The sequence below is a fragment of the Thermoactinomyces sp. CICC 10735 genome (assembly GCF_016055175.1).
GTDB classification, from domain to species: domain Bacteria; phylum Bacillota; class Bacilli; order Thermoactinomycetales; family Thermoactinomycetaceae; genus Thermoactinomyces; species Thermoactinomyces vulgaris.
On record NZ_JAECVT010000003.1, the window covers coordinates 457166 to 483061 of the forward strand.

At 47.7% G+C, this 25896-nt stretch carries 25 protein-coding genes, 1 tRNA gene and 1 other annotated feature; of the genes, 16 read left to right on the plus strand and 10 right to left on the minus strand.

What is annotated here, in order from left to right; translation table 11 throughout:
- Nucleotides 1-76 precede the first annotated feature (76 nt).
- From jag to rpmH, 5 genes are all read right to left on the minus strand, one after another.
- Nucleotides 77-709 (minus strand): RNA-binding cell elongation regulator Jag/EloR, encoded by a 633-nt coding sequence (gene jag, locus I8U23_RS08530; protein WP_037998235.1) that lies wholly within the window; start codon nt 707-709, stop codon nt 77-79.
- A complete protein-coding gene (locus I8U23_RS08535) occupies nt 706-1461 on the minus strand; it encodes a YidC/Oxa1 family membrane protein insertase (protein WP_231564651.1) in 756 nt (251 codons plus the stop codon). Before I8U23_RS08535 ends, jag begins: the two co-directional genes overlap by 4 nt.
- Nucleotides 1462-1485: 24 nt before the next feature.
- Complete coding sequence (yidD, locus tag I8U23_RS08540) at nt 1486-1731, minus strand: membrane protein insertion efficiency factor YidD (protein ID WP_037998237.1); 246 nt, start codon at nt 1729-1731, stop codon at nt 1486-1488.
- Nucleotides 1732-1746: 15 nt separating this feature from the next.
- The gene (gene rnpA, locus I8U23_RS08545) at nt 1747-2100 is read right to left on the minus strand and encodes a ribonuclease P protein component (RefSeq protein ID WP_037998238.1); all 354 of its coding nucleotides are present in this window, start codon (nt 2098-2100) and stop codon (nt 1747-1749) included.
- Nucleotides 2101-2227: 127 nt separating this feature from the next.
- A complete protein-coding gene (rpmH, locus tag I8U23_RS08550; protein WP_082240799.1) occupies nt 2228-2362 on the minus strand; it encodes a 50S ribosomal protein L34 in 135 nt (44 codons plus the stop codon).
- Between the two features lie 544 nt (nt 2363-2906).
- Between rpmH and dnaA the strand changes: the two genes are divergently transcribed.
- The 7 genes from dnaA to gyrA all read left to right on the plus strand — a co-directional run bounded on the left by dnaA (nt 2907) and on the right by gyrA (nt 11714).
- On the plus strand, nt 2907-4262 hold the full coding sequence (gene dnaA / locus I8U23_RS08555; protein ID WP_049720746.1) for a chromosomal replication initiator protein DnaA: 1356 nt from the start codon (nt 2907-2909) through the stop codon (nt 4260-4262).
- Between the two features lie 238 nt (nt 4263-4500).
- Nucleotides 4501-5634 (plus strand): DNA polymerase III subunit beta, encoded by a 1134-nt coding sequence (gene dnaN, locus I8U23_RS08560; protein WP_049720747.1) that lies wholly within the window; start codon nt 4501-4503, stop codon nt 5632-5634.
- 41 nt (nt 5635-5675) lie between these two features.
- Nucleotides 5676-5891, plus strand: a complete 216-nt coding sequence (gene yaaA, locus I8U23_RS08565; RefSeq protein ID WP_037998244.1) for a S4 domain-containing protein YaaA — start codon at nt 5676-5678, stop codon at nt 5889-5891.
- Between the two features lie 15 nt (nt 5892-5906).
- Nucleotides 5907-7025 (plus strand): DNA replication/repair protein RecF, encoded by a 1119-nt coding sequence (recF, locus tag I8U23_RS08570; RefSeq protein WP_037998245.1) that lies wholly within the window; start codon nt 5907-5909, stop codon nt 7023-7025.
- 5 nt (nt 7026-7030) lie between these two features.
- Entirely contained in the window at nt 7031-7273 is a 243-nt protein-coding gene (gene remB, locus I8U23_RS08575; protein WP_037998272.1) for an extracellular matrix regulator RemB, read from the plus strand.
- A gap of 44 nt (nt 7274-7317) precedes the next feature.
- The gene (gene gyrB, locus I8U23_RS08580) at nt 7318-9231 is read left to right on the plus strand and encodes a DNA topoisomerase (ATP-hydrolyzing) subunit B (protein ID WP_198050905.1); all 1914 of its coding nucleotides are present in this window, start codon (nt 7318-7320) and stop codon (nt 9229-9231) included.
- Between the two features lie 26 nt (nt 9232-9257).
- Complete coding sequence (gyrA, locus tag I8U23_RS08585) at nt 9258-11714, plus strand: DNA gyrase subunit A (RefSeq protein ID WP_049720749.1); 2457 nt, start codon at nt 9258-9260, stop codon at nt 11712-11714.
- On the opposite strand, the gene I8U23_RS08590 is transcribed toward gyrA, so the two are convergent.
- Entirely contained in the window at nt 11711-12700 is a 990-nt protein-coding gene (locus I8U23_RS08590; protein ID WP_175413162.1) for a YaaC family protein, read from the minus strand. The two genes, gyrA and I8U23_RS08590, sit on opposite strands and share 4 nt — an antisense overlap.
- Before the next feature lie 96 nt (nt 12701-12796).
- Between I8U23_RS08590 and I8U23_RS08595 the strand changes: the two genes are divergently transcribed.
- The 8 genes from I8U23_RS08595 to I8U23_RS08630 all read left to right on the plus strand — a co-directional run bounded on the left by I8U23_RS08595 (nt 12797) and on the right by I8U23_RS08630 (nt 20715).
- Nucleotides 12797-13651: an alpha/beta fold hydrolase gene (locus I8U23_RS08595; RefSeq protein ID WP_037998254.1), complete on the plus strand. Its 855-nt coding sequence runs from the start codon at nt 12797-12799 to the stop codon at nt 13649-13651.
- Between the two features lie 161 nt (nt 13652-13812).
- The gene (gene guaB, locus I8U23_RS08600) at nt 13813-15270 is read left to right on the plus strand and encodes an IMP dehydrogenase (protein WP_198050906.1); all 1458 of its coding nucleotides are present in this window, start codon (nt 13813-13815) and stop codon (nt 15268-15270) included.
- A gap of 197 nt (nt 15271-15467) precedes the next feature.
- Nucleotides 15468-16709, plus strand: a complete 1242-nt coding sequence (locus tag I8U23_RS08605; RefSeq protein ID WP_198050907.1) for a D-alanyl-D-alanine carboxypeptidase family protein — start codon at nt 15468-15470, stop codon at nt 16707-16709.
- A gap of 136 nt (nt 16710-16845) precedes the next feature.
- Nucleotides 16846-17739: a pyridoxal 5'-phosphate synthase lyase subunit PdxS gene (pdxS, locus tag I8U23_RS08610; RefSeq protein ID WP_037998258.1), complete on the plus strand. Its 894-nt coding sequence runs from the start codon at nt 16846-16848 to the stop codon at nt 17737-17739.
- Between the two features lie 19 nt (nt 17740-17758).
- On the plus strand, nt 17759-18346 hold the full coding sequence (pdxT, locus tag I8U23_RS08615) for a pyridoxal 5'-phosphate synthase glutaminase subunit PdxT (RefSeq protein WP_037998259.1): 588 nt from the start codon (nt 17759-17761) through the stop codon (nt 18344-18346).
- 112 nt (nt 18347-18458) lie between these two features.
- Nucleotides 18459-18683, plus strand: a binding site (T-box leader).
- 42 nt (nt 18684-18725) lie between these two features.
- Nucleotides 18726-20003 (plus strand): serine--tRNA ligase, encoded by a 1278-nt coding sequence (serS, locus tag I8U23_RS08620; RefSeq protein ID WP_062843208.1) that lies wholly within the window; start codon nt 18726-18728, stop codon nt 20001-20003.
- 102 nt (nt 20004-20105) lie between these two features.
- Nucleotides 20106-20195 (plus strand) — tRNA-Ser (locus tag I8U23_RS08625).
- A gap of 322 nt (nt 20196-20517) precedes the next feature.
- Nucleotides 20518-20715, plus strand: a complete 198-nt coding sequence (locus I8U23_RS08630; protein ID WP_037996561.1) for a hypothetical protein — start codon at nt 20518-20520, stop codon at nt 20713-20715.
- A gap of 315 nt (nt 20716-21030) precedes the next feature.
- Here the strand turns inward: I8U23_RS08630 and I8U23_RS08635 are convergent, their stop codons facing one another.
- The 3 genes from I8U23_RS08635 to I8U23_RS08645 form a co-directional block, all read right to left on the minus strand.
- Complete coding sequence (locus tag I8U23_RS08635; RefSeq protein ID WP_156097749.1) at nt 21031-21192, minus strand: hypothetical protein; 162 nt, start codon at nt 21190-21192, stop codon at nt 21031-21033.
- A gap of 332 nt (nt 21193-21524) precedes the next feature.
- On the minus strand, nt 21525-22949 hold the full coding sequence (locus I8U23_RS08640) for a sensor histidine kinase (protein ID WP_198050908.1): 1425 nt from the start codon (nt 22947-22949) through the stop codon (nt 21525-21527).
- On the minus strand, nt 22936-23607 hold the full coding sequence (locus I8U23_RS08645; protein ID WP_175413221.1) for a response regulator transcription factor: 672 nt from the start codon (nt 23605-23607) through the stop codon (nt 22936-22938). The genes I8U23_RS08640 and I8U23_RS08645 overlap by 14 nt, the downstream gene beginning before the upstream one ends.
- 104 nt (nt 23608-23711) lie before the next feature.
- Here I8U23_RS08645 and I8U23_RS08650 point away from each other — a divergent pair, with 104 nt between their 5' ends.
- Nucleotides 23712-25028 (plus strand): hemolysin family protein, encoded by a 1317-nt coding sequence (locus tag I8U23_RS08650; protein WP_198050909.1) that lies wholly within the window; start codon nt 23712-23714, stop codon nt 25026-25028.
- A gap of 19 nt (nt 25029-25047) precedes the next feature.
- Here the strand turns inward: I8U23_RS08650 and I8U23_RS08655 are convergent, their stop codons facing one another.
- Nucleotides 25048-25785 (minus strand): sporulation protein, encoded by a 738-nt coding sequence (locus I8U23_RS08655; RefSeq protein WP_049720756.1) that lies wholly within the window; start codon nt 25783-25785, stop codon nt 25048-25050.
- Nucleotides 25786-25896: the final 111 nt, after the last annotated feature.

A 25896-nucleotide genomic window follows, 5' to 3' on the forward strand; every position in this document is an offset into this window, starting at 1 on the left:
TAATCCGATTCATTCAATCAAAAAAATCGCCGAAACAAAAAACCCCCCTGAACGGGGAGTTTACGGGCGCCGTCTGCTATTGGTTTTTTCTTAAATCAATCACCACAGAGCGCCGGGGTTCTTTTCCGACACTGTATGTGGTTAAATCTTTTTCCCGCTGTACCAAGCGATGAATCATTTTCCGTTCGCTTGCGGACATCGGATGCAAGGTCACCTCTTTTTTCGTTTCACGGACTTTTTCCATCATCTTCGCCGCCAGGTGCTTTAACGACTCCTTCCGGCGACGGCGGTAATCTCCCGCATCCACCGTCACGCGAATGCCGTTATTGTATTTCCGCCAGACAACGGTTTGCACCAACGTTTGAATTGCATTTAACGTCCGGCCGTGTTTTCCGATCAGAAGAGACAAGTCCTCTCCTTTCAACACAAAGGAAATCTCCGCCGGCTCTTCCTTCATTTCGACTTGGCACGGCCAACCAATCCGCTCCACGATCCCCTTCAAAAATTGACAGGCATATTCCCCGGGGCTTTCCTTCCGGATGACGGAAACTTCCACGATGGCATCCCGTCTCCCGAAAATACCGAGGAATCCTTTTTTGGGCGGTTGGATCACTTCATACCCAATTTCACCGGGTGACACCTGTAACGCATCACATGCTTTTTCAATCGCCAATTCAACGGACCGGGCCCGCTCTATCCGTTTGCTCAACGAGTTGCACCCTTTACTTCATTTTTTTTATTCAGCTTCTGCAAAATGAGAGATTGGGCTATGGTGAAGATGTTCCCGTATACCCAGTATAAAGAAAGTGCGGACGGGAACTGATAGGCCAGGAAAAAGATCATAACCGGCATGATCCAGACCATTACTTTCATTTGCGGATTGCTTTGCGCTCCGGTAACAATAAACTGCAAGTACGTGGTAAACGCCGCGATCAAAGGCAGGATGAAATAAGGATCCGGACTTCCCAATTGCAGGTAAAGGAAACTGGATTCCTTGATATGCTCATTTCCCATGATCGCTTGGTAAAAAGCGAACAAAACGGGAATCTGAATCAATAAAGGCAAGCATCCGGCCATCGGGTTGATGTTGTGCTTTTGAAACAGCTTCATGGTTTCTTCTTGCATTTTTTGCGGATTTTTCTCGTACTTTTTGCGGATCTTCATCATTTCCGGCTGAATTTCCTGCATCCGCTGGGTGCTTTGTTGCTGTTTCCAGGTAAGCGGAAAGACGATCAGACGGACGAGAAAAGTCAGCACCAGAATCGACAATCCGTAATTTCCCAAAGCATCTTTAAAGATGTCCAGCAATTTGACCATCGGGATAACCAAGATCTGTTGAAAAAAGCTGGGATTGTTGTAATCGATCTTGTACCGGTTTTGATCGGGGGCACACCCCGAAAGGATGGTGACAGCCATAATCATCAGCAAGAGTACAGCAATCCCGCGCCTCCGTTTTTGCAAGGATAACTCCTCCTCATCTTCTCTTCAGTCTCTGAATCCATTTGTTTGCGGTTTCTTTTTTTCCGGCACATCATCAAATCCGCCCGGATGAAAAGGATGGCATTTCAACAGACGGATCAACGTATACCATCCCCCGACAACAAATCCGTGTCTCCGAAAGGCAATCAAAGCGTATTCCGAGCAGGTGGGAACGAAGCGGCAGACAGGGGGCTTAAGCGGTGAGATGACATAGCGATAAAATTGAATCAGACCGATGGCAATCCACTTCATTCCACTCCTCCTCCCCTATTCCGAAGGCTTTGACACAAAACATTTTCCCTTGCGAAACACGTGAAAAAGGCTGGATTTCACCTGTTTGTAATCCATTTGGGCAACGGGGTTTCGGGCGATGATAACGTAATCGGTTCCGGGTTTCAAATGGGAAACCCAATGCCTCGCCACCTCTTTGATCAAACGTTTGCACCGGTTGCGTATCACGGCATTCCCGACCTTTTTGCTCACGGAGATGCCGATACGCGGTGGCCCGGAAGGAGAACGGCCATACTGGATCACGACAAATTGCCGATTGGCAAAAGATTGACCGGCCTGAAAAACCCTCCGAAAATCTTTTCTCTTCTTCAGACGGTATTCCCGCTGCAATGAAAATCTCCTTCCTCGCTAAAATCCCCGTTTTTTCTTCACATTATAAAACAAAAAGAAGCAGATTAAACACTTTCAACGTGAATTAAATAGGAAAAAAGGCCACAAAACACGTGGCCGGCATTTATTAAGCAGATAATACTTTTCTTCCTTTTCTTCTGCGTCTTGCAAGAACACGACGTCCGTTTTTCGTGCTCATGCGTGCACGAAAACCGTGCTTGTTTTTACGTCTGCGGTTACTTGGTTGAAATGTGCGTTTCATTTTCATTCCCCTGGTTCCCCATCACTCAGCCACGGCAAATTTGCCGGCTGAGGACCGCGTTCCAGGATACCTCCCTTCTTTCAATCAAGTCCGTGAATAACCGATGGACAATCTCTATCATTATAGACAGCATCGGCAATCACTGTCAAGAATCCGGCCGGATCCACTCCTGTTTATCCACATGTGGATAAATTTTTCATTATCCACCCGTTATCCCAAAATTATCCACGATTTATCCACAAATCCCCTGCTGTGGATAACAAGGTTTTTTCCGCTTTGTGAATTGTGGATAACTCACTATTTTTCATTGTAAATATTGGTATATTTTGATATTCTATTCTTGTTTTCCTGTGGATAAATATGTTGCGGAGCAGTGAATATCCACAGTTGTGGATAATCCGGGAGATCATTTAACCACAAGTTGTGGAAAAAAGTATCCACAGCCTGTGGATAATGTGAATAAATGCAATAGACTCTGATGCATCGTCGCTTTTGACTGTGGATAAGTATTGTTCATTTTTTTGTCAGGAAGGAGGTTCTTTGGGTGATTCACATCCAAGAATTATGGTCCCAAACGTTGGATTCCATCCAAAACAAAATCAGCAAGCCCAGTTTTGAAACCTGGCTCAAGGCGACTGAAGCCATCAACATGGAAAATGACATCCTGATCGTTTGTGCCCCCAATGATTTTGCCCGGGACTGGCTGGAATCGCGCTATGCCGATTTGGTGCGGGACACCTTGAAAGAAGTGACCGGCGGTTCAAAAATTGGCGTGAAATTTGTCAGCCAGACCCAGGAAAAAAACCATCATGAATCCTTAAAAGAACCGCAACAACCGGCGGCGGAAAACGTGGAAGACGAAAAAGACCCCGGCTCCCAACTGAATCCGAGGTACACTTTTGACACATTTGTCATCGGTTCCGGGAACCGGTTTGCCCATGCGGCTTCCCTGGCTGTGGCCGAAGCGCCTGCCAAAGCATACAACCCTTTGTTCATCTACGGTGGCGTCGGCCTTGGAAAAACACACTTGATGCATGCCATCGGTCATTATGTACTGAAACATGATCCGTCCAGCCGGGTGGTGTACATCTCATCCGAAAAATTCACCAATGAATTTATCAATTCGATCCGGGATAACAAAACGATCCAATTCCGGAACAAATACCGTTCCGTGGATATCTTGTTGATCGACGACATTCAGTTTTTGGCGGGAAAAGAACAGACCCAGGAAGAGTTTTTCCACACCTTTAACGCTTTGCATGACGCCAATAAACAAATCATTATCTCCAGCGACCGGCCGCCCAAGGAAATCCCCACGCTGGAAGACCGTTTGCGCTCACGCTTTGAATGGGGTCTGATCACCGATGTGCAACCGCCGGATTTGGAAACGCGGATCGCGATCTTGCGAAAGAAAGCAATAGCTGATAATTTAGATGTTCCAAGTGAAGTCCTTGCATTTATCGCGGATCGCGTGGATACAAACATTCGTGAACTGGAAGGTGCGTTAATCCGGGTTGTGGCTTATTCAGCTCTCTTGAATCAACCCATCACTCCCGATCTGGCACTGGAGGCACTGAAGGATATCATGCCCGATTCAAGGCCAAGAATGCTCAGCATTCATATTATTCAACAGACGGTCTGTGATTATTACCGTCTCCGCATAGAGGATTTGAAAAGTAAAAAGCGAACAAAGTCGGTGGCATTTCCAAGACAGATCGCTATGTATCTGTGCCGGGAAATGACAGAGTTCTCTTTGCCGAAAATCGGGGAAGATTTTGGAGGGCGCGATCATACAACCGTGATTCATGCACATGAGAAAATCAGCCGCATGATCGAAGAAGACCCCCAAGTCAAAGAAGTGATCAAGCAGTTGAAACAACAACTTCAACGCAAAGCTTAAAAGCAACGCCTGTGGAAACTGTGGATAAGGTGTACAAGCTTATGCACACTTTCTCCACAGCCGGCAATCCGCTTTACACCTGGTCCAAACCCGGTTTTCCACATTATCCACAATCCCTACTACTAGTGCTACTGCAATTTTAAAAAATAAATATATGTACAAGCGTCCTGCTTTATGCATGCCTGTCATGTTTTTCCCAAAACAATTTTTGGTTCTATCACCATCAAGGAGGATCGATATGAAATTCCGTGTCATCAAATCAGCATTGGTTGATGCTGTTTCTCAAGTATCCAAAGCGGTTTCTTCCAAAACAACCATTCCCATTCTCACCGGGATTAAAATTGCTGTGGATGAAGATGGGCTCACTCTGACCGGAAGCAATTCGGACATCACCATTCAGGTGCATGTTCCCGTCAAAAAAGAGGACTTGGATCAGGTGTTCGTGGAAAAAATAGGTAGTATCGTACTCCCCGGACGCATCTTTGGCGAGCTTGTCCGCAAATTGCCCGGAGATGAAGTGGAATGGATCACCAATGATCAATTCCAAACCACCATCCGATCGGATATGGCGGAATTTCAACTGAACGGACTGGATCCGGTGGAATATCCGCGCTTGCCGCACTTATCCACAGAGCAGATGTTCAGTATTTCCGCCGATGCACTCAAATCCCTGATCCGGCAAACTGGATTTGCCGTGGCCGCCAAAGAAGCGCGGGGCGTATTGACCGGAGTGCTGTTCCAACTTGAAAATGGGGTGTTGACTTGCATCGCCACGGACAGCCACCGTTTGTCCAAACAACAGGCCCAAGTGGAAGCTTCCCCGGAAGTGACACTGAAAAATGTGATTGTCCCGGGCAAAAGCTTGTCGGAATTGGCCAAGACCCTGGGGGATTATTCCGGATATGTGGATATCCTGATCGCGGAAAATCAAATTCTGGTAAAAACCGATGAATTCTCGTTTTATTCCCGTTTGTTGGACGGGACCTATCCCGACACCAACCGGGTGATTCCCGAACGTGGTGAGACGGAACTCGTTTCCTCCACCAAGGAATTGTTACAATCCGTTGATCGTGCATCCCTAATCAGTCGGGATGGCCGGGATAATGTGATAAAATGGACTATAAAAGACGGAAAAGTGGAAGTTCACTCCACCGCCCAGGATATTGGAAGCGTCTCTGAAGAAGTGAATGCCAAGGTGAACGGGCCGGAAATGAGCATCTCTTTTAATGCGCGTTACATGATGGAAGCTCTCCGCTCCATTGAAAGCGATGAAATCCGGATTCAATTCACAGGCGCGATGACACCGTTTATGATCCAACCGACAGACCGGGATGACTCGCTCCATCTGATCGTACCGGTCCGCACCCGTTAGGACGGACCGGTACGGATGACGCCCGAAAAGGAGGACTGGGATTGGAATCCATCAAGATTGACACACCGTACATCACATTGGGGCAACTCTTAAAACGCCTGGATGTGATCAACAGCGGCGGGCAAGCCAAGTACTTTTTGCAAGAGGAAACGGTAAAAGTCAACGGCGAAGTGGAAACGAGACGGGGGAGAAAAATTTATCCCCGGGATCAAGTGGATATCTCCGGGTTCGGGTCCGTGGTCGTGTCGGACCGGTAAGGGAGGATCTTCGTTTTGCGTGTCCAAACCCTGGAATTGAAACAGTACCGAAACATTGAGAAACTTCATCTGCATTGTCCGGAGGAGCTTCATTTCTTTGTCGGCCCCAATGCCCAAGGGAAAACCAACATCCTCGAATCCCTTTATGTCCTTGCGCTTGGCAAATCACACCGCACACGGACTCATAAAGAACTGATCCGTTTCGGCCAAAAGGCATCGTTCATCAAGTGCAGAGTAAAAAAAGGAAATGAGATCCAGCGTCTGGAAATCAGTTTATCGGACAAAGGAAAAAAAGTGAGTCGGAACGGGGTTGAACAAAGGAAGTTGAGTCAGTATATCGGCTCGCTTCCTGCCGTCCTCTTTGCGCCGGAGGATCTGGCGCTGGTCAAAGGAAGCCCGCAGGTTCGACGCCGTTTTTTAGATATGGAGATTGGCCAGGTAAGTCCTCAATATGTGCATGATTTGTCGCAATTAAACAAATTGCTCGTGCAGAGAAACAGCCTGTTGAAACAACTTTCCCGGCAAAAGCAGGAGGATTCCCCTTTATTGGAGGTATTGGATGAACAATTTGCCGCTTTGTCCGTCCATTTATGGAAAAAAAGAAAACAGTTTTTAAAATCCCTCACCCGATGGGCGCGTGAAATTCATCAGGCCATTACGCAACAGCCGGAGGAGCTGGTGATCAAGTACCGCCCTTCTTTTCCTTTGCCCGAACCATCCGGGCCGGATGAATGGGCGGAGATTTTGCGGTCGGAACTGAAAAAAAACCGCCAAAAAGAAGTGATGCGGGGAAGTACCGCCATCGGGCCGCAACGGGATGACATCCGGTTGTTTCTGGGAGAGATGGATCTTCATCATTACGGTTCCCAGGGACAGCAACGAACCGCCGCCTTGTCGCTCAAGCTGGCGGAAATCGAATTGATTCATCAGGAAATCGGTTATTATCCCATATTATTATTGGATGATGTGTTGTCCGAATTGGATGACATGCGCAAAACGCATTTATTGAAGGCCATTTCCGGACGTGTCCAAACTTTTGTGACCACCACCGGTTTGGACGGGATCCATCCGGATATCTTATCCGGAGCCAAAATCTATCAGGTGAAGCAAGGACAGATTACGGAATCGGGGTGAAAGAAGTGTTTATACACTTGGGTGGAAGCCGGATGATTTGCATTCGCGAAGTGATCGCCATATTGGACGCCAATGTTGCGAAGAGTGCAACGCCACCGTTTTTGAACGCTTGCCATCAGAAAAAGAAAATTGAACATTTGTCTCCTGACGAAATCAAATCGTATGTGATCACCACACATCACATCTATGCATCGCCCATTTCTTCAACCACATTGAAAAAACGGGCCGATCTGACTCAAAAGATATAGAACCGAGTTTATCAGTTATGGAAGAAGGAAGCAGGTGACCGAGAGTGTCCATTCAACAAACAAATTATGATGAAACACAAATTCAGGTGTTAGAAGGTCTGGAAGCCGTACGAAGGCGGCCGGGAATGTATATTGGTTCCACTTCCAGCCGCGGTCTCCATCATTTGGTGTGGGAAGTGGTGGACAACAGTATCGATGAAGCACTGGCCGGCCGTTGTGATACCATTCAGGTGATTGTCAATGAAGACAACAGTGTGACCGTGATTGACAACGGAAGCGGGATTCCTGTCGGGATCCACCCGAAAATGGGCCGTCCGGCGGTGGAGGTTGTGATGACGGTCCTTCATGCCGGGGGTAAATTCGGCGGAGACGGATACAAATTTTCCGGCGGTTTGCACGGTGTGGGGGTTTCTGTTGTCAATGCGTTGTCGACATGGCTGTCGGTCGAAGTGAAGCGTGACGGGAAAATCTATCATCAACGTTATCAACGAGGGGTTCCGGATGCGGATTTGGAAGTGATCGGAGAAACAGAGGAAACAGGGACCAAAATCACCTTTAAACCGGATCCCGAGATCTTCACGGAAACCACCGAGTTTGATTTCAACATTTTGCAAAACCGTCTGCGCGAACTTGCTTTCTTAAACGGCGGCGTAAAGATCATTTTAAAGGATTTGCGCGGCGAAGAAGAAAAAGAAGTGGTTTTTCAGTTTGAAGGCGGAATCCGGTCTTTTGTGGAGCATTTGAACCGGAATCGCGAAGTGTTGAATCAACCGCCGGTATACATTCAGGGGGAACGGGATTCCATCCTGATTGAAATCGCTTTGCAATACAACGACTCTTTTACATCCAACATCTATTCTTATGCCAATAACATCCACACGCACGAGGGCGGTACGCATGAAGCCGGCTTTAAATCGGCTCTGACGCGCGTGATCAATGATTATGCCCGCCGGAACAACCTTTTGAAGGATAATGACAGCAATTTGACCGGGGACGACGTGCGGGAAGGCTTGACCGCCATTATCAGCGTGAAAATTATGGATCCTCAGTTTGAAGGGCAAACCAAAACCAAACTGGGGAACAGCGAAGCCCGTTCCGCAACCGAGCAGCTCTTTGCCGATCATTTCCAAACCTATTTGGACGAGCATCCCGCGGAAGCGAAAAAGATTATTAACAAAGCCGTGATGGCGTCCCGTGCCCGCCAGGCCGCCCGCAAAGCCCGGGAATTGACACGGCGCAAAAACGCGTTGGAGGTCAGTGCATTGCCCGGGAAACTGGCGGATTGCACCTCCCGCAGCGCTCAGGACAGCGAGCTTTTCATTGTGGAGGGGGATTCTGCCGGCGGTACCGCAAAACAAGGACGGGACCGGATGTTCCAAGCCATTTTGCCATTGAAAGGAAAAATCATCAATGTGGAGAAAGCACGACTGGACCGGGCGCTTTCCAATGATGAGATTCGCACCATCATTACGGCATTGGGAACCGGAATCGGCGATGATTTCAATATTGAAAAGGCCCGTTATCACAAAATCATCATTATGACGGATGCCGACGTCGACGGTGCCCACATCCGGACTTTGCTGCTCACCTTCTTTTACCGGTACATGCGTCCGTTGATTGAACATGGATATGTCTATATTGCCCAACCGCCTCTGTATAAAATTACGCAAGGCAAAAAGATCCGGTATGCGTTCAATGACAAGATGAAAGATGAAATCGTGGCCGAGCTCCAAGGGAAAGGGAAAATCGAGATCCAACGGTACAAAGGGTTGGGGGAAATGAACGCCACCCAGCTGTGGGAAACCACCATGGATCCGGAAAGCCGCACCTTGCTCCGTGTTTCTTTGCAAGATGCCATGGATGCCGATGAAGTGTTTGAAATGTTGATGGGAGACCGCGTGGCACCGCGTCGGGAATTTATCAAGGAGTATGCACAACAGGCGAACCTTGATATTTAGGCGAGTGTAGAACGGAGAGATGAACAATGGAAGAAATGAACCGTATCCAAGAAGTCAATATCAGTAAGGAAATGAAAACCTCTTTCCTGGACTATGCGATGAGCGTGATCGTGAGCCGGGCGTTGCCGGATGTCCGCGACGGGTTAAAACCGGTTCACCGGCGGATTTTGTACACCTTTTACGAGTTGGGGATGACCCCGGATAAGCCGTACAAAAAGTCTTCCCGTCTCGTCGGAAACGTGACGGCGAATTATCACCCGCACGGGGATGCGGCCGTGTACGATTCCATGGTGCGGATGGCACAGGACTTTACTTACCGTTATCCGCTTGTCGACGGACACGGGAACTTCGGATCCGTGGACGGGGACCCGCCGGCGGCCATGCGTTATACCGAAGCAAGGATGGCTGCCATCAATCTGGAAATGCTTCGCGACATCCAAAAAGACACCATCGATTTCACACCCAACTACGACGGGCAACAAGAGGAGCCGGTGGTGCTCCCTTCCCGTTTTCCGAACCTCCTTGTCAACGGGGCTTCGGGGATTGCGGTCGGGATGGCCACCAACATCCCTCCGCATAATTTGAGGGAAGTGATCGACGGCATCCTGTTGTTGCTGGAAAATCAGGATGTGTCCGTTGAGGAATTGATCAAAGTGATCAAAGGGCCGGATTTCCCCACCGGCGGCATTATTTTGGGTTATGACGGAATCCGCAAAGCGTACCGCACCGGTCGCGGAAGCATTCAAATCCGGGCTAAAACGCGGATTGAAGAAGCCCGAAACGGAAAAATGCGGATTGTGGTGGACGAACTTCCGTTCCAAGTCAATAAAGCGAAATTGATCGAAAAAATCGCCGAATTGGTACGGGATAAAAAGATCGACGGAATCACCGATTTAAGAGATGAATCCGACCGCAACGGAATGCGTGTGGTGATTGAGCTCCGCAAAGATGTGAATCCGCAGGTGGTTTTGAACAACCTGTACAAATTCACCAACTTACAAACCAGTTTCGGCATCAACATGCTGGCATTGGTCGACGGACAACCGCGCGTGTTAAATCTGAAGCAGACGATCCAACATTATGTGGACCATCAAATCGAAGTGATTCGCCGCCGGACTCAATATGATTTGAACAAAGCGGAAGACCGGGCGCACATCTTGGAAGGGCTCCGAATCGCTTTGGACCAGATTGACGAAGTGATTGATTTGATCCGCTCCTCGAAAACCACGCAGGAAGCGAGAACCGGCCTGATGGAACGGTTCGGCCTGTCCGAAAAACAAGCCCAAGCCATCCTCGATATGCGGCTGCACCGTTTAACCGGTTTGGAACGGGAAAAAATCGAGAGCGAATATAAAGAGCTGCAACAGCTGATCTCCAAATTGCGTGCCATTCTTGCCGATGAGAACAAAATCCGGGGGGTGTTGCGCAAGGAAATCATTGAAATCAAAGAAAAATACGGTGACGAACGCCGGACAATGATCAAAATTGAAGAAGACAACATCGACATTGAGGATCTGATCCCGGAAGATGAAGTCTCCATCATGATGACGCAAAGAGGGTATATCAAGCGGGTGCCGCTTTCCACCTACCGCGCGCAAAAACGGGGCGGCAAAGGCATCACGGGGATGGGAACCCGTGATGATGATCTCGTTCAGCACATGTTTGTCACCCATTCACACAGCACGCTGCTTTTCTTTTCAAACAAAGGAAAGGTTTATCGCCTGAAAGCTTATGAAGTTCCGGAACTGGGACGGACGGCGAAAGGGACACCGGTGATCAATTTGATTCAAATTGATCAAGAGGAACGGATCGAAGCCGTCATTCCGGTCAAAGAGTTCACCCCGAACCAATTCCTCTTCTTTGTCACGGCGGAAGGGGTGGTGAAGAAAACCGCATTAAGCGAGTTTGAAAACATCCGCCGCAACGGATTGTTCGCCATCAATCTACGTGACGGGGACGATCTGGTGGGCGTGCGTCTGACCGACGGGGACCAGGAAGTGATCATGGGCACACGGCACGGCATGTCCATTCGTTTCCATGAATCCGATGTCCGTGAAATGGGACGTTCCGCCACCGGGGTAAAAGGAATCACCCTGGGCGAAGGAGACCGCATCATTGACATGGATATTGTGGTTCCGGACAGCTACGTAATGATTGTGACCGAAAACGGCTACGGAAAACGGACGCCGATCGATGAGTACCGGATTCAATCGCGTGGAGGCAAAGGGATTAAAACGTTAAGCCTGACAGAGAAAAAAGGCGAAGTGGTTGCGCACAAAGTGGTGTCGGAAAACGAAGATCTCATGATTGCCACGCAATCGGGTGTTGTGATCCGGATCAAAGTCGCGGATATTTCCATCATGGGCCGGTATGCCCAAGGTGTCCGTCTGATTCGGGTGGATGAAGACGAAGTTTCCGCGGTGGCCCGGGTGCATGCCGAGGAAGAAAACGATGAAAAAGAAGAGAAAGAATCGGATGCTTAATCCGGCCAATCCCAAAACGGGGCCATAAAGCCGGGGAACCCGTAAAGAATCAGATCAGTCAGATGGATTAACATCAGCTGTTCCTGATGAACGGACGCCAGCATGATTTCTTCCCACAAGGGGGGATCATACCGGCACAGCATACTCATGGAAAAACACAGCATCATCAGGGAAATGACCCGCGGAAGCGGACCAGGGCGATGATTACCGATATACAGGTAATGGTCGCCCTTTTTGTTTCTTTCAATCCAAGGATGAAGCCGGTGCGGCGGGCCGGAGGCGGAACAGTTCAGGTAAAGCGCTCCTTCCTCTTGATGGTGCAATGAAAACTGAATTTCCCTGCTTTGTGCGTTTAATTTTTCCACAAAGGATGAGGTAGCAAGGTGGCATTGATCCAGAATTTTTTCAGGGATGACCATAAGGGAGGAAGAAGGCATCCAATCCACGGGAAACCAAGTGCACTCACCGAAGATCGTCCGGTACGTCGGCTGCAGTTCAGGCAAAAAGCCGAGCAATTCCTTCATCCGATAGGAATCGCCGGCAGATACCGGAAGATTTATCATTTCAGCCAGATACGGAAACAGTCCCTCTTTTTGGATCCGGATTTCGTCCTGCGAAAAGCGAAAGGGTTCCCTTTTCCGTTTGCGGGTCGACAGCCCGTGTCGCAACACGGCCGTGTTCTTTGGATAATCGGGGTCTTTGGTTAAAATCCAGGCTTTGAAAAAATTCATCATCCCGTAATAGAGCAAAAGGGGTTGCATCCATTTGTCACATGCCCGGGCTGTTTGAAACAGGGAGCAAGCTTGGCGAATGTAAGCGGCAAAAGATTGGACATTTTTGTAAGCCAAAACTCCCGGTTCCCCGAAAGAAGCATCCTGATATTTTTGCTGCAGAAATTTGCGTGCCCATTCTTCATTTTGCAGTTTTAAAAAAAGATCCGGTGCATGGAAGCCATCACGGGAAGAAGGGTCTGAGCAAAACGGCACACCCGTCACCTCGATTTTTCTTTCTTTTTTTTTTTATTGTTTGACAAAATAAAAAGGGCTATAACAAGAAAGAGCAATGGGAGAGAGGCAGCATCCATGAAAAGAAAGGTTATATGCCTTTGTCTGTTGTCGGTTTTTGTGTTTGGACTGTTGCCGCCTCCGGGTTCCGGAAAGACAACGGTTCCGAAAAAATATGATCTGGTGTTGATTCACGGATTTAACAACCGCCATCAATGGGGGTATGAATTTTTAAACTGTTTGGCCCGGAATTGGGGCTCCGGGAATGTTTATGTGGTGTATTCCAATTCGTCCATGAAAGTCTGGTCGATGCCGGTGCAAGGAAAACGGGTGATCATGATGGGGGCGAAAAACCATCAGGCCGGGAATGATTCCATTGAGAAGCAGGCCCGGGTGATTTCCGAGAAAATTTCGATTCTCCAAGAAAGGCACGGACTCGGGAAAAACTACTACATTTTGGCTCACAGCATGGGTGGACTCGTTGCCCGGCGTTTGGTTTACATGCGGCCCGGGGAAGTGGCGGACCTGGTGACGCTCGGGACTCCGCATCAAGGGACACCGCTTGCGAAAGAATATGAATGGCTGGGGATGTTTGTCAACGGACAGGAAGGGATCAAAGATGTCACGCCGGAAGCAGTGGCCCGGTTTAACCGGCGCTTTCCGGTGGAAAAAAGCCCGTTTTATCAAAACGGAAAACTGTACACGATTGCCGGGGATGCGGACGGTTGGGGCGACCGGGGATGGAAAGGGGAATTGGCCGTCGGTTGGACCTTGCTGGCCCTGAAATATCATACAGACAGCGACGGGGTTGTGGAAGAAGGAAAAGCCACGCTTCCCGGCGCTTACCATGTGAAAACTTTTTGGCATTTAAACCATTTGCAGTTGATCCAGAGCCCGCTGGTTGCCGAATTTGTATCCAAGTTGTTGCCTTAAACACATTTATCCACAAGCCTTTGTGAGTTATCCACAGGCTTTTGTGGATAATCTATGGATAAATACAATACAGCCATGGCTGGATCTTGAAAAATCTTGACAGTTATGCAGGAGACTGTTAAACTGCTTTAAAATTATTAGGCCAAAAGGGGAAAACGTCTATGTGGGAACAGAAATTCGCCAAAGAAGGATTGACTTTTGATGATGTACTGCTATTGCCGGCAAAATCAGAGGTACTGCCTCGCGAAGTCAATGTGGGAACCAAGCTGGCAGAAGGAATTGAATTGAATATTCCGTTGATCAGTGCGGGAATGGACACCGTCACCGAATCCAAACTGGCGATTGCCATTGCCCGGCAAGGCGGAATCGGAATCATTCATAAAAACATGAAAGTGGAAGAACAAGCCGAGGAAGTCGACCGTGTCAAACGTTCCGAAAGCGGAGTGATCACCAATCCGTTTTATCTGACGCCCGAACACAAAGTCCATGACGCGGAAGAACTGATGGCCAAATACCGGATTTCCGGTGTGCCGATTGTGGATGAAAACCGGAAACTGGTTGGCATTATCACCAACCGTGACCTTCGCTTTGTACGGGATTATGCCATGCCAATTCAAGAAGTGATGACGACCGAACCGCTTGTTACGGCTCCGGTCGGGACCACGCTCGAACAAGCGGAAGAAATCCTGCAAAAGCATAAAATCGAGAAATTGCCGCTGGTGGATGAAAACGGGGTTTTAAAAGGGCTCATCACCATCAAAGACATTGAAAAGGCGACACAGTTTCCCGACGCGGCCAAAGATAAACAAGGACGTCTTTTGGTCGGGGCGGCTGTCGGGGTGTCCAAAGATATGGAACGCCGGGTTCAAGCCTTGATCGATGCCGAAGTGGACTTGATTGTTGTGGATACGGCCCACGGCCACTCCAAAGGGGTTTTGGATGCCATTCACGCGCTTCGCCGGAAGTATCCGGATTTGGTCATTGTGGCCGGAAATGTCGCAACCGGTGAAGCCACCCGTGATCTCATCGAGGCAGGTGCCAATATCGTGAAAGTTGGAATCGGCCCGGGATCCATTTGCACAACCCGTGTGGTTGCCGGCATCGGCGTTCCGCAAATCACGGCGATCTATGATTGCGCGACTGTGGCCCGCCAGTACGGTGTGCCGATCATTGCTGACGGAGGAATCCGTTATTCCGGGGATATCGTCAAAGCTTTGGCGGCGGGTGCGGATGCAGTCATGTTGGGAAGCCTGTTTGCCGGAACGGAGGAATCTCCCGGGGAATCAGAAATTTACCAAGGACGCCGGTTCAAGGTGTACCGGGGAATGGGATCCATCGGCGCCATGCAACAGGGGAGCAAAGACCGTTACTTCCAGGAAGATGCGCAAAAACTCGTTCCGGAAGGCATCGAAGGACGGGTTCCGTACAAAGGGCCTTTGGCCGATACCGTGTATCAATTGATCGGAGGCATCCGTGCCGGAATGGGTTACTGCGGTGCGGCCACATTGAAAGAACTGAAGGAAAACAGCCGGTTTATCCGGATCACCAATGCCTCTTTGCGCGAAAGCCATCCGCATGATGTCCAAATCACCAAAGAAGCGCCCAACTATCATTTATAATCCATCCGTTAAAATGCAAGCTGTTGATCGTTGATTCGGTCAACAGCTTTTCTTCGTGATGCGAAATTTTTCTTTTCTTGTCCATTTCTTTTTTTATTGCAATTTTGTAAAATGATTCTCATCCTTTTCATCCTTTTCGAATGTTGTTGTAGAGGACGATTTCAAAACAGAGACAGGGAAGTAGGGAATGAGCGACGATGAATCATTTTCATGACAAAAAAGTTTGGTTGTTTTTAAGCGCGTTTGCTTTTTTCATATGGATGTTTCCGGTTCCGGTGCAGGCTGAGCAGGCAGAGCTTCCTCCAGTGGAAGCGCGTTCTTATTTTTTGATGGATTTTTATTCCGGGGTGGTTTTGGCCGCGAAAGATGAAGAAACCCCTTATCCCCCGGCCAGCATGACCAAAATGATGACGGCCCTGGTGGTTTTGGATGACATTCAGGACGGAAAATTGCATTGGGATGATGTGGTGACGGTCAGCAAACGGGCGGCCGATGTGGAAGAAGCACAAATTTATTTAACCGAAGGCGAAAAGATCACGGTCAAGGAACTTTTTGAAGCGATGTTGATTTATTCCGCCAATGATGCGACCGTGGCCTTGGCGGAACATGTGGGCGGAAGCGAAGAAGGATTTGTCGACCGGATGAATGAAAAAGCGAAAGAAATTGGGATGAACAACACCCATTTTCAAGGAGCCTCCGGTTTGGATCTGCATCTGTATCCCGATCCGCCCAAGGTGCCCGGGAAACACGTGATGTCGGCCCGGGACACGGCGATTCTTGCTTCGACGTTGATTCAAAGACACCCCGAAGTTCTGAAGGTAACGGCGACGGCGAAATATAAGGTCCGGCCCGGAACCAACCGGGAACAAACGGTGACGAACTGGAACCTTATGCTTCCGGATTTTGTGTATGCCTATCCGGGTGTGGACGGAATGAAGACCGGACATACCAATGCCGCCGGTTATTGTTTCACGGGAACCGCGCAACGGGACGGATACCGCTTGGTTTCGGTCGTGATGGGAACCGCGAATGATCAAAGGCGTTTTTCTGAAACGAAAAAACTTTTGGATTACGGATTTGACCAATTTTCATTCACCACTTTGGTCCCGGAACACGGAAAAGTAAAAGGGCAAGAATCATTGACATTGCCTAACGGCGTGGAACGGACCGTCCCGGTGGAAGTGGAAAAAGCCGTGTCGCTGCCGGTTCAAAAAGGAGAACAAGGCAAATATTCCATCAAAGTGGAGTTTGATTCCAACGTGAAAGCCCCTCTGGAGAAAGGCACCATTGTCGGAAAAGCATATGTCGTTTATGATGGAAAGAAAATGGAAGGCTTCAAACCAATCAATGTGGTCACTTCTCAATCCGTGGAAGAAGGGAGCTGGATTCGCCTCTTTTTCCGCTCGGTGGGGGATGAAATTTCAAGTTGGTTTGATTGATTATTTTTCAAATGCTTCCATTCAATTATAATAAAAGAGGGAGGAAAAGGGGGATTTTCTCTCTTGCAAAATGAAACCCCCCTTCCATGACGATCACAGTTGAAGACATCCATAAGATCACAGAGGAGGCAGCAAGATGAGTCAAACACGGAAAACAGGAACGGACCGGGTAAAACGCGGGATGGCTGAAATGCAAAAAGGCGGCGTCATCATGGACGTGGTGAACGCCGAGCAGGCCAAAATTGCCGAACAAGCCGGCGCGGTGGCAGTGATGGCGCTGGAGCGCGTTCCGTCGGATATCCGTGCGGCAGGAGGCGTTGCCCGCATGGCTGATCCGCGTGTGGTGGAAGAAGTGATGAACGCTGTTTCCATTCCGGTAATGGCCAAAGCACGGATCGGCCATTTTGTCGAAGCGCGTGTATTGGAATCCATGGGGGTTGATTATATTGATGAGAGTGAAGTGTTAACCCCGGCGGATGATTTGTTCCATATCGACAAATCCCAATTCACCGTTCCATTTGTATGCGGTGCCCGTGATTTGGGGGAAGCGTTGCGTCGCATCGGGGAAGGGGCATCCATGATCCGGACCAAGGGGGAACCCGGTACCGGAAACATTGTGGAAGCGGTTCGCCATATGCGTAAGATGCAGGCACAAATTCGCCAAGTGCAAAATATGTCCCGTGATGAATTGATGGCCGAAGCGAAAAAACTGGGGGCTCCGTATGAACTGCTCCTGGAAGTGCATGAGACCGGAAGATTGCCGGTGGTCAACTTTGCGGCAGGAGGCGTCGCCACCCCGGCGGATGCCGCACTCATGATGCACTTGGGATCCGATGGCGTGTTTGTGGGCTCCGGTATTTTTAAATCGGAAAACCCGGAAAAATATGCGCGCGCGATTGTGGAAGCGACCACCCATTATGAAGATTTTGCTTTGATTGCAGAGGTCTCCAAAGATCTGGGTTCGGCGATGACCGGGATTGAAATTTCCAAACTGAGTGCGGAAGAACGGATGCAAGAGCGCGGTTGGTGACATAAGGAGGACAGATCCGATGAAAATTGGAGTATTGGCATTACAAGGCGCAGTCCGTGAACATATCCGCCTGCTTCAACAAACCGGGGCAATGGCCGTGGCGGTGAAGAGGGCGGAAGAGTTGTCGGATCTGGACGGTCTGGTGATTCCGGGCGGGGAATCCACAACGATTGGCAAATTGGTGAAAAAATATGAACTGACCGAACCGATTCTCGCGCTTCATCGTGCTGGGAAACCCATTTTCGGAACCTGTGCCGGAATGATCCTGATTGCCAAAAATATCGGGCCGGAAGAAGAACCCCATTTGGGCATCATGAACATCACGGTGAAGCGGAATGGGTTTGGACGCCAGCGGGAAAGTTTTGAAGCGGAGCTGGCGTTAAAAAACATTGCTGATGATTACCCGGCGGTCTTTATTCGTGCTCCTTACATCGAAAAGGTGGAACCGGGAGTCGAGGTCTTCGCCGAAGTGGACGGAAAAATTGTCGCTGCCAAGCAAGGGAATTTGCTCGCGATGTCTTTCCATCCGGAATTGACCGAAGATCCGCGGGTTCACGCTTATTTTGCTGAAATGGTTCGTGAATCGATGGCAGAAAAAGCAGTATAACGGAAAATTTTCATTCTTGACGGAATCCTCCCTGTTTTGGGGAGGATTTTTTGGTTGGGATGGTTACAAAGGGTGTACAATCGGATATAATAAAAGGTAAAATTTGAAATGGCAGGCCGCGAGGAAAAGGCGAGTAGCTGATTGTTTTGTCATCCAGAGAGGCGGTGGAAGGTGCGAACCGTCCAAAATGATCAGTGAATCCACCTTGGAGCGAGGCACGAAGCGAACCGGGTTCGCATAAGTGTTTTCGGTGAACGAACCGTTATCTCGTCAGAGCGGGCCGGTGGATGCGTCCACGGCCAAGAAGGGTGGCAACGCGGAACCTTCCGTCCCTTGTATGAGGGGGGAAGGTTTATTATTTTATAGGAGGTGTGTGTGAGTGCTGGATATGAAAATCCTTCGCAATCAAATGGAGGATGTGAAGAAAAAATTATCGACAAGAAATGACGAATTGGAAGGACTCCGCGCCTTCACGGAATTGGATCAGCGGCGACGCGCATTGATTCAGCAAAGTGAGCAATTGAAAAACAAACGGAACGTGGTATCCAAAGAAATCTCCCAAAAGAAAAAGAACAATGAGGATGCAGAAGACAAAATCAAGGAAATGCGCCAAGTGGGAGAGGAAATCAAACGGTTGGATGAAGAATTGCGCCGGTATGAAGAAGAAATGAATCAAATCCTGCTCCAACTTCCTAACATTCCTCATGAAAGCGTTCCCGTCGGAAAGTCGGAAGAAGAGAACGAAGTGGTTCGCACATGGGGGGAAGTTCCCGCTCCTTCCTTCGAGCAGAAGCCGCACTGGGAACTGGCGGAAGAATTGGATTTGCTTGATTTTGAACGCGCCGCCAAAGTAACGGGTTCCCGGTTTGTCTTTTATAAGGGTCTGGGAGCGCGTCTGGAGCGGGCGTTGATCGATTTCATGCTGGATTTGCATACCAGGGAGCATGGATATACGGAAATTATTCCGCCTTATATTGTGAACCGCCGCACCATGACCGGTACAGGGCAATTGCCCAAATTTGAGAACGATGCCTTTAAGCTGGCGGAGAATACGGATTATTTCTTGATTCCCACTTCCGAAGTACCGGTCATAAACTATCATGCCGGCGAGATTTTGTCTTTGGAAGACCTGCCCAAATATTACACGGCTTACAGCAGTTGTTTCCGCTCGGAAGCGGGATCGGCCGGACGGGATACCCGCGGTTTGATTCGTCTTCATCAATTTAACAAAGTGGAATTGCTGAAATTGGTCCATCCGGAATCATCCTATGAAGAGCTGGAAAAAATGGTGGAGAATGCCGAAAAGGTCTTGCAATTGTTGGAACTCCCCTATCGGGTGGTGGCTTTGTGTACGGGAGATCTCGGGTTTTCTGCCGCCAAAACCTATGATCTGGAGGTATGGATGCCCAGCAATCAAAGCTATCGGGAAATCTCTTCCTGCAGCAATTGTGAAGATTTCCAAGCGCGCCGCGCACAAATCCGCTTCCGTCCCGGCCCCAAAAGTAAACCGGAGTATGTCCATACGCTCAATGGTTCGGGACTGGCCGTGGGACGGACCGTTGCCGCCATCTTGGAAAATCACCAGCAAGCGGATGGAACGATCCGGATTCCCGAAGCATTGCGTGCTTACATGGGCGGAATCGAGAAGATTGGATAAAATAAATCCCTGCAGATATTGCAGGGATTTATCTTTTGAGGTTGGTTGACATCGCACAAAAAATCAGTATAATATAACTTTGTAATTGAATATTTACATTGTGGAGAGGTGGTCGAGTGGTTTAAGGCAGCGGTCTTGAAAACCGCCGAGGGTTCACGCCCTCCGTGGGTTCGAATCCCACCCTCTCCGCCAAATGGACAGAAAGGTTTCGCTTTCCGCGAAACCTTTTTCTTTACTGCCAGGTTAAATTTTTACGGGATGCGTTTGATGTGTAATCCATGTTGTTGCTGGTTGTTCATGCACAAAAGATATCATTCATGGAAAAAAACATTAAAAAAACATAAAAAATTAATCAAATAGAAAGAGAATCGACATTCATCAGCAGGGGTTCTTAAATAAAAGGATTGAACCAACGGCCTGATTCATGTAAATTCAGAATTAAAGATATAGTTTTCACAATGACTTGATCAAATGTTAAAATCTCATTCAACATTTAAAACAAGGAGGGTAAAGAATGTTCTACTTAAAAATTGAAACTGAAAAAAACGGGGAAATCAAAACGCATGAATACCCCGCCGGATTTGAGACCGAAGAATCCGCCAACGAATACATAAAATCTCTGATTCGCTTGTTTCCCAAAAAACATGAAGCCAGCCGCTTCTATATCAGTACGGACAAAAGCAATTGGAAAGAAGTTCAGGTTGAAGTTTGAGACAATCCGACAAAAAGCTGAATATGATCAAAGTGGGAGGGGGAAACCTCCTCTTTTTTTTATCAATCTTAACATTTATATTAGCACAAGATGTTGTGGATAGTGTGGATAAAATTGTGGATATGTTGATAAATTTTATTTTTATACAACATACTGAATGAAAAAAAGAGCCGGCTTTTTAGCGCGACTCACCGGAGGGTATCGGTTTTTTCCCGTGATTCAATCCCGTTGAAATCTTACATTTTCATTATAACGAATCATCGGTGGATTCGAAATATTATTATGGAAAGGGTCATAAAAAAGACACATGCATAATTATGAATGATGGTTTTTGGAAGAAGAAGTTTTGAAGGTTAATTCCTCAAACATATTCTCCATTTTCCAGATCACGCTTTGATTATGGGATAGTTGTTCTTGGACCAAGGGAAGGGTTTCTTCAATGATACGGGCAGCCCAGATCAGCCATGGATTATGCATTCCATCGGCTCCTTTGGAAGTGGTTTTGTTTTATTATTATATCATATATTCGGCGGAATAGGAACGCATGTTCTTGTTTTGGGGTTGAAAAGCATGCTGTTCCGAAATTGCACTATATGTTGTGGATAATGTGGATAAAGTTGTGGATATGTTGATGGGGCGGCATCGGGATCAGCTGTTTTAAATGCATTAAAAAATCTGTACCAAGGAAAAGATGATTTATTCAAAGGTTGAAAGCTTTTTTTGAAACTGTTTTTGGTTTGACAGGATGTTGTAATCATCCGGCTTTTTTCCGTGGAACCGGTCTCACTTTGCCGGCAGAAAGAATGGAATTATTCATTTTGTTCAGAAAAAGGAAAATGAATCGTAAACAAAACGCCGTTTTCTTCATTGGTCAGCTGGTAAGGGAACGAATGGATATCCAAAATCTGTTTCACGATATAAAGCCCCAAACCGCTTCCCCCGGTGTTTCGGTTTCGGGATTTTTCCAAACGGTAAAAGGGTTCGAAGACTTTTTGCAGTTCGGCTTCCGGGATGGAGGCTCCCGTATTCAGTACGTGAAATTCGATATGGGAGTTTTTTTGTGCAAGGGAAATCCGGACGGTTTCGCCGGAAGGAGCATAGTTGATGGCATTGTGGATGATGTTTGCCACCGCTTTTTGCAGATAGCCGGGATCGGCTGTGACAAACAGGTCCGGTTCGATGTTCACGTCAAATCGGATTTGTTTGTCCTCGCGGAAAAATTCCAGCCTTTTGATGACGGATTGAATCATGCTTGATAAAGAAACGGTTTTTTTCAGCGGATGAAATGCATCCGATTCCAGTTTGGAGACTTCCAGGATTTCTTTTACCAGTTGTTCCATGTTTTTGATAATCGAATAGGATCGGCGCAAATATTTATCCCGGTCTTTGTACACACCGATTTGGTGGATCATGCCTTCCAGTTGCCCCATCACGGCCGTGATCGGTGATTTCAATTCATGCGAAATGGTCGCCATCCATTCCCTCCGCTTCGCTTCTTGTTCCCTTTCGCGTTGAATGTCATCTTTTAACTTCGCATTGGCTTGTTGCAATTCGGACATCGTTTGTTTGAGATTTTGCGACAATTCATTCAGGCTCTGGGACAATTCCCCGATTTCATCATCGGACCGGTTTTCCAACCTCTGGCTGAAATCCAGTTTGGCCATTCGCTTGGCCACTTGATTAATTTTAAGCAGAGGTTGGGTGATCAGTTTGGTGTAGAGAAATGCACCAACCATGGAGATCAACAGGACAAAAAAACCCATGTACGGCATCAGCATCAAAATGGCATTGGAAGCCTCATCGATAGGCTGCAAGGTGGCGACAAAAATGGCGATAAACCGGCCGTCCCGAAAGGAGATGGGTTTTTCGATGATCCGGATCGGCGGGATGCCATCTGTTTCCTTTTCGTAATTATTACGGTACGGGATTTTAACCAAAGGAGAAGAGGAAGACGGAATCGAAATCATGTTTCCCTGTTGATCCCGGATCAGCAAATGGATGTTGTAGTCATGGGTGAATTCGTATAAAAGGTTTTGTGCCTGGGAAACGGGAACCTCCGAAACATCGGCCAACAATTGGTCGATGCCGTGGTTTAATTTATTGATCTTGTATTCATAATAAAAAGAAGGCAACAAAAAATAAAAGGCAGCAAACAGGATGCTGGTGGTCAGAGCGATCAGCAGGCTGGTGACCCAAAAAATTTTCAGGGTAATGCTTTTTTTATGCTGTATCAAGCTTGTAGCCCACTCCTTTCACCGTCTGTATGTAGGGGACCCCCAATTTTTTGCGCAAGTTTTTGATATGGGTGTCGACAACCCGGGGATCTCCGTAATAATCAAATCCCCAAACTTTGTTGAGCAAAAGCTCTCTTGAACACACTTTCCCTTTGTGTTTCATCAGGGTTTGCAAAATTTCAAATTCCTTGGTCGTCAAGTGTTTTTGATGCTTGCCGACATAAACGTTATAGCCGTCCAAATCCAATGTGATTTCCTGGTACTTTAATTTTCGCGTTGACTCTGCTGTCTGATAGGTTCTGCGCAGCACGGCTTCGACGCGTTTGATCAAAATATGAAAAGAAAACGGTTTGGTGATGTAATCATCCACCCCCAGCTCAAATCCTTTCAGTTGGTCGGCTTCCTCATCCAAAGCCGTCAGCATGATCACGGGAACACCGGATTGTCGGCGGATGGCTTTCAATACCTGATATCCGTTCATCTCCGGGAGCATGACATCCAAAATCAACAGGTCCGGATTCGTTTCCATAAATTTTTGGATTCCTTCTTTTCCGTCACCGGCCACATCGACATAGTAATCCTGAACCGTTAAAAATTCACGAATCAGCTCCTGAATATCAGCGTCGTCCTCGATGACCAAAATATGGTATGGCATGATGACCCTCCGTATCGTTTCGTTTCTTTTGTTATGATAGCAAATTTATTTATGAAAAGACGGGACATACTAAGAAAAAGTGGTCCGCTTCAGGTGGAGGAGTTGTTATGCAGGAGCTTATCAGCCATCTTTTTTATCTTTTGTTGGTCCTCATCTTTGTCTTGTTAAACGGTTTTTTTGTGGCTTCCGAGTTTGCCATTGTGAAAGTCCGTTCCAGCCGGATCGCGCAGATTGACACCAAGCGGGGAAGAGTTGCACAACAGGTTTTGTCCAATCTGGATGAATATTTATCGGCCACTCAATTGGGAATCACCTTGGCGTCTTTGGGGCTTGGATGGATCGGGGAACCGGCGATCGCACGGTCTTTGGAGCCCTTTTTTCGTTGGGTCGGGATTCCGGACCTTCTGATTCATACAATTTCTTTTGCGATTGCCTTTTCCTTGATCACCTTTTTGCATATTGTGATCGGGGAAATGGCCCCCAAATCGCTTGCCATTCGCCAGTCGGAACGGATCACTTTATGGACGTCTGTTTTTCTGCACGGATTTTACAGGTTGTTTCGCCCGTTTATTTTTTTGTTGAACCGGTCCGCTAATTGGTTTCTCCAAAGATTTGGCGTCGGAACGAGCGAAACGCAACAAGCGCATACCGAAGAAGAAATCCGCATGTTGATTGCTCAAAGCCATCGCAGCGGTTTCATTGACCAGACCGAACTCAAGCTGTTTGACAATGTGTTTGATTTCACCGAACGCGTCGCCAGGGAAGTGATGGTTCCCCGTGTGCGAATGCATTGTATGTACGTGGAAAAACCGCTCGAAGAAAATCTGAACATCATCAAGCAGTTTCATCACACCCGTTTTCCTTTGTGCAAATATGACAAAGACAATATCCAGGGACTGATTCACATCCGGGATGTTTATGAACAACTGGTGGAAGGAAGAAAGCCCGATTTAACGGCATTGGTACGCCCGGTTGTCGTTGTGCCGGAAACGATGGAAATCAAGGATGTGCTTCGCCAATTGCAGAAAAAGAAAACAGGAATGGCGATTGTTATCGATGAATTTGGCGGGACATCCGGGCTGGTTACCACGGAAGATATCATCGAAGAGATTTTCGGCGAGATTCAAGATGAATTTGATGATGAAAGGCCATTTTTCCAAAAAGAAAAACAAGGCATCCTGATTGATTCCGGGTTGTTGATTGAAGAAATCAACAATTATTTTAACATCCATATTGAGGACGAAGATAATGACACCATCGGGGGCTGGTTGTTTTCCAAGCTGGAAAAAGTGCCGAGCGTCGGGGATCAAGTGGAGTTTGAGGGATTTGTGTTCACGGTCAAAGAAATGGACCAGTGGCGCATTTCCCGCATCTTGGTCGAACAACATAACACCGCCGAAAAAAAGGGCGATGTAGTCCGGTAAAAGGGCATCGCCCTGCGGGTTAAACCAATTTTCGGCTCAGGATTTCCTTTAATTTGTTGGTGGGGTTGGTCAGTGTTTGTTGTCCGTTGACATAAACCTGTCCCAGTTCGTGAGGATTCCAGGACAATGTGGTGTAAAAAGACTGATTGGCCCGGATCATTTCCAGGTTCATCAACACTTCGCTGTCAGAGAGATTGAAAACCACATTCAACTCGTCGATATAACCGTGGTAACGCCCGATGGGCCGGAATTGGAATACTTGTTGAAAACCGAAAGGCTTGGCTTCCGGATCATATTGGTTATAAATCTGATACAAAATAAATTCCGACTCCTCGATTTGTTTCAGGCAATTTTGCACGGTTGGATGGGGAAGCACCTCAATCAGGTCTTCGTCACTGGGATCGATGGCCATTTTGATGTCCAATCCGGTTTTTAAGTAAATGGGGTAACTGCCTGTGGACATCGGTGTGACAATCGGCAGATGAATCTGAAAAGGAATTTCCTTGGTCTCATTGGCTTGAATGACAAAGGATTTGGACAACTGGTATTCTTGCAGGATGTAAGAGACTTTTTTATTGTATCTTAAATAATGAATCACCAGATACAAATAAATATCGTCAATTTGTTGTTCGGCTTGTCCGCCTTGTATAAATACAACGCCTTGAACTGAATCGCCGGCGTAAAAAGTTTCTTGGTTCAGCCGGGTGTCCACTTGTGCGGCTCCGATTCCCAAGCTGGCTAATGATTTGAAAATCAACAGGTATCCCTCCTTTGGGCGAGAATTTGGTTAAAAGGACCAATTATATCATAACACAAAATAAGACATTTCCCGATATTGAATATTTTTCTGTTTTTTATGGGCACTTTT

Bases quoted from the DNA above. Each gene is read 5' to 3' on its own strand.
- yidD (WP_037998237.1), bottom strand. From the start codon at position 1,731: ATGAAGTGGATTGCCATCGGTCTGATTCAATTTTATCGCTATGTCATC.
- rpmH (WP_082240799.1), bottom strand. From the start codon at position 2,362: ATGAAACGCACATTTCAACCAAGTAACCGCAGACGTAAAAACAAGCAC.
- dnaN (WP_049720747.1), top strand. From the start codon at position 4,501: ATGAAATTCCGTGTCATCAAATCAGCATTGGTTGATGCTGTTTCTCAA.
- gyrA (WP_049720749.1), top strand. From the start codon at position 9,258: ATGGAAGAAATGAACCGTATCCAAGAAGTCAATATCAGTAAGGAAATG.
- I8U23_RS08595 (WP_037998254.1), top strand. From the start codon at position 12,797: ATGAAAAGAAAGGTTATATGCCTTTGTCTGTTGTCGGTTTTTGTGTTT.
- guaB (WP_198050906.1), top strand. From the start codon at position 13,813: ATGTGGGAACAGAAATTCGCCAAAGAAGGATTGACTTTTGATGATGTA.
- I8U23_RS08605 (WP_198050907.1), top strand. From the start codon at position 15,468: ATGAATCATTTTCATGACAAAAAAGTTTGGTTGTTTTTAAGCGCGTTT.
- pdxS (WP_037998258.1), top strand. From the start codon at position 16,846: ATGAGTCAAACACGGAAAACAGGAACGGACCGGGTAAAACGCGGGATG.
- pdxT (WP_037998259.1), top strand. From the start codon at position 17,759: ATGAAAATTGGAGTATTGGCATTACAAGGCGCAGTCCGTGAACATATC.
- I8U23_RS08630 (WP_037996561.1), top strand. From the start codon at position 20,518: ATGTTCTACTTAAAAATTGAAACTGAAAAAAACGGGGAAATCAAAACG.
- I8U23_RS08635 (WP_156097749.1), bottom strand. From the start codon at position 21,192: ATGCATAATCCATGGCTGATCTGGGCTGCCCGTATCATTGAAGAAACC.
- I8U23_RS08650 (WP_198050909.1), top strand. From the start codon at position 23,712: ATGCAGGAGCTTATCAGCCATCTTTTTTATCTTTTGTTGGTCCTCATC.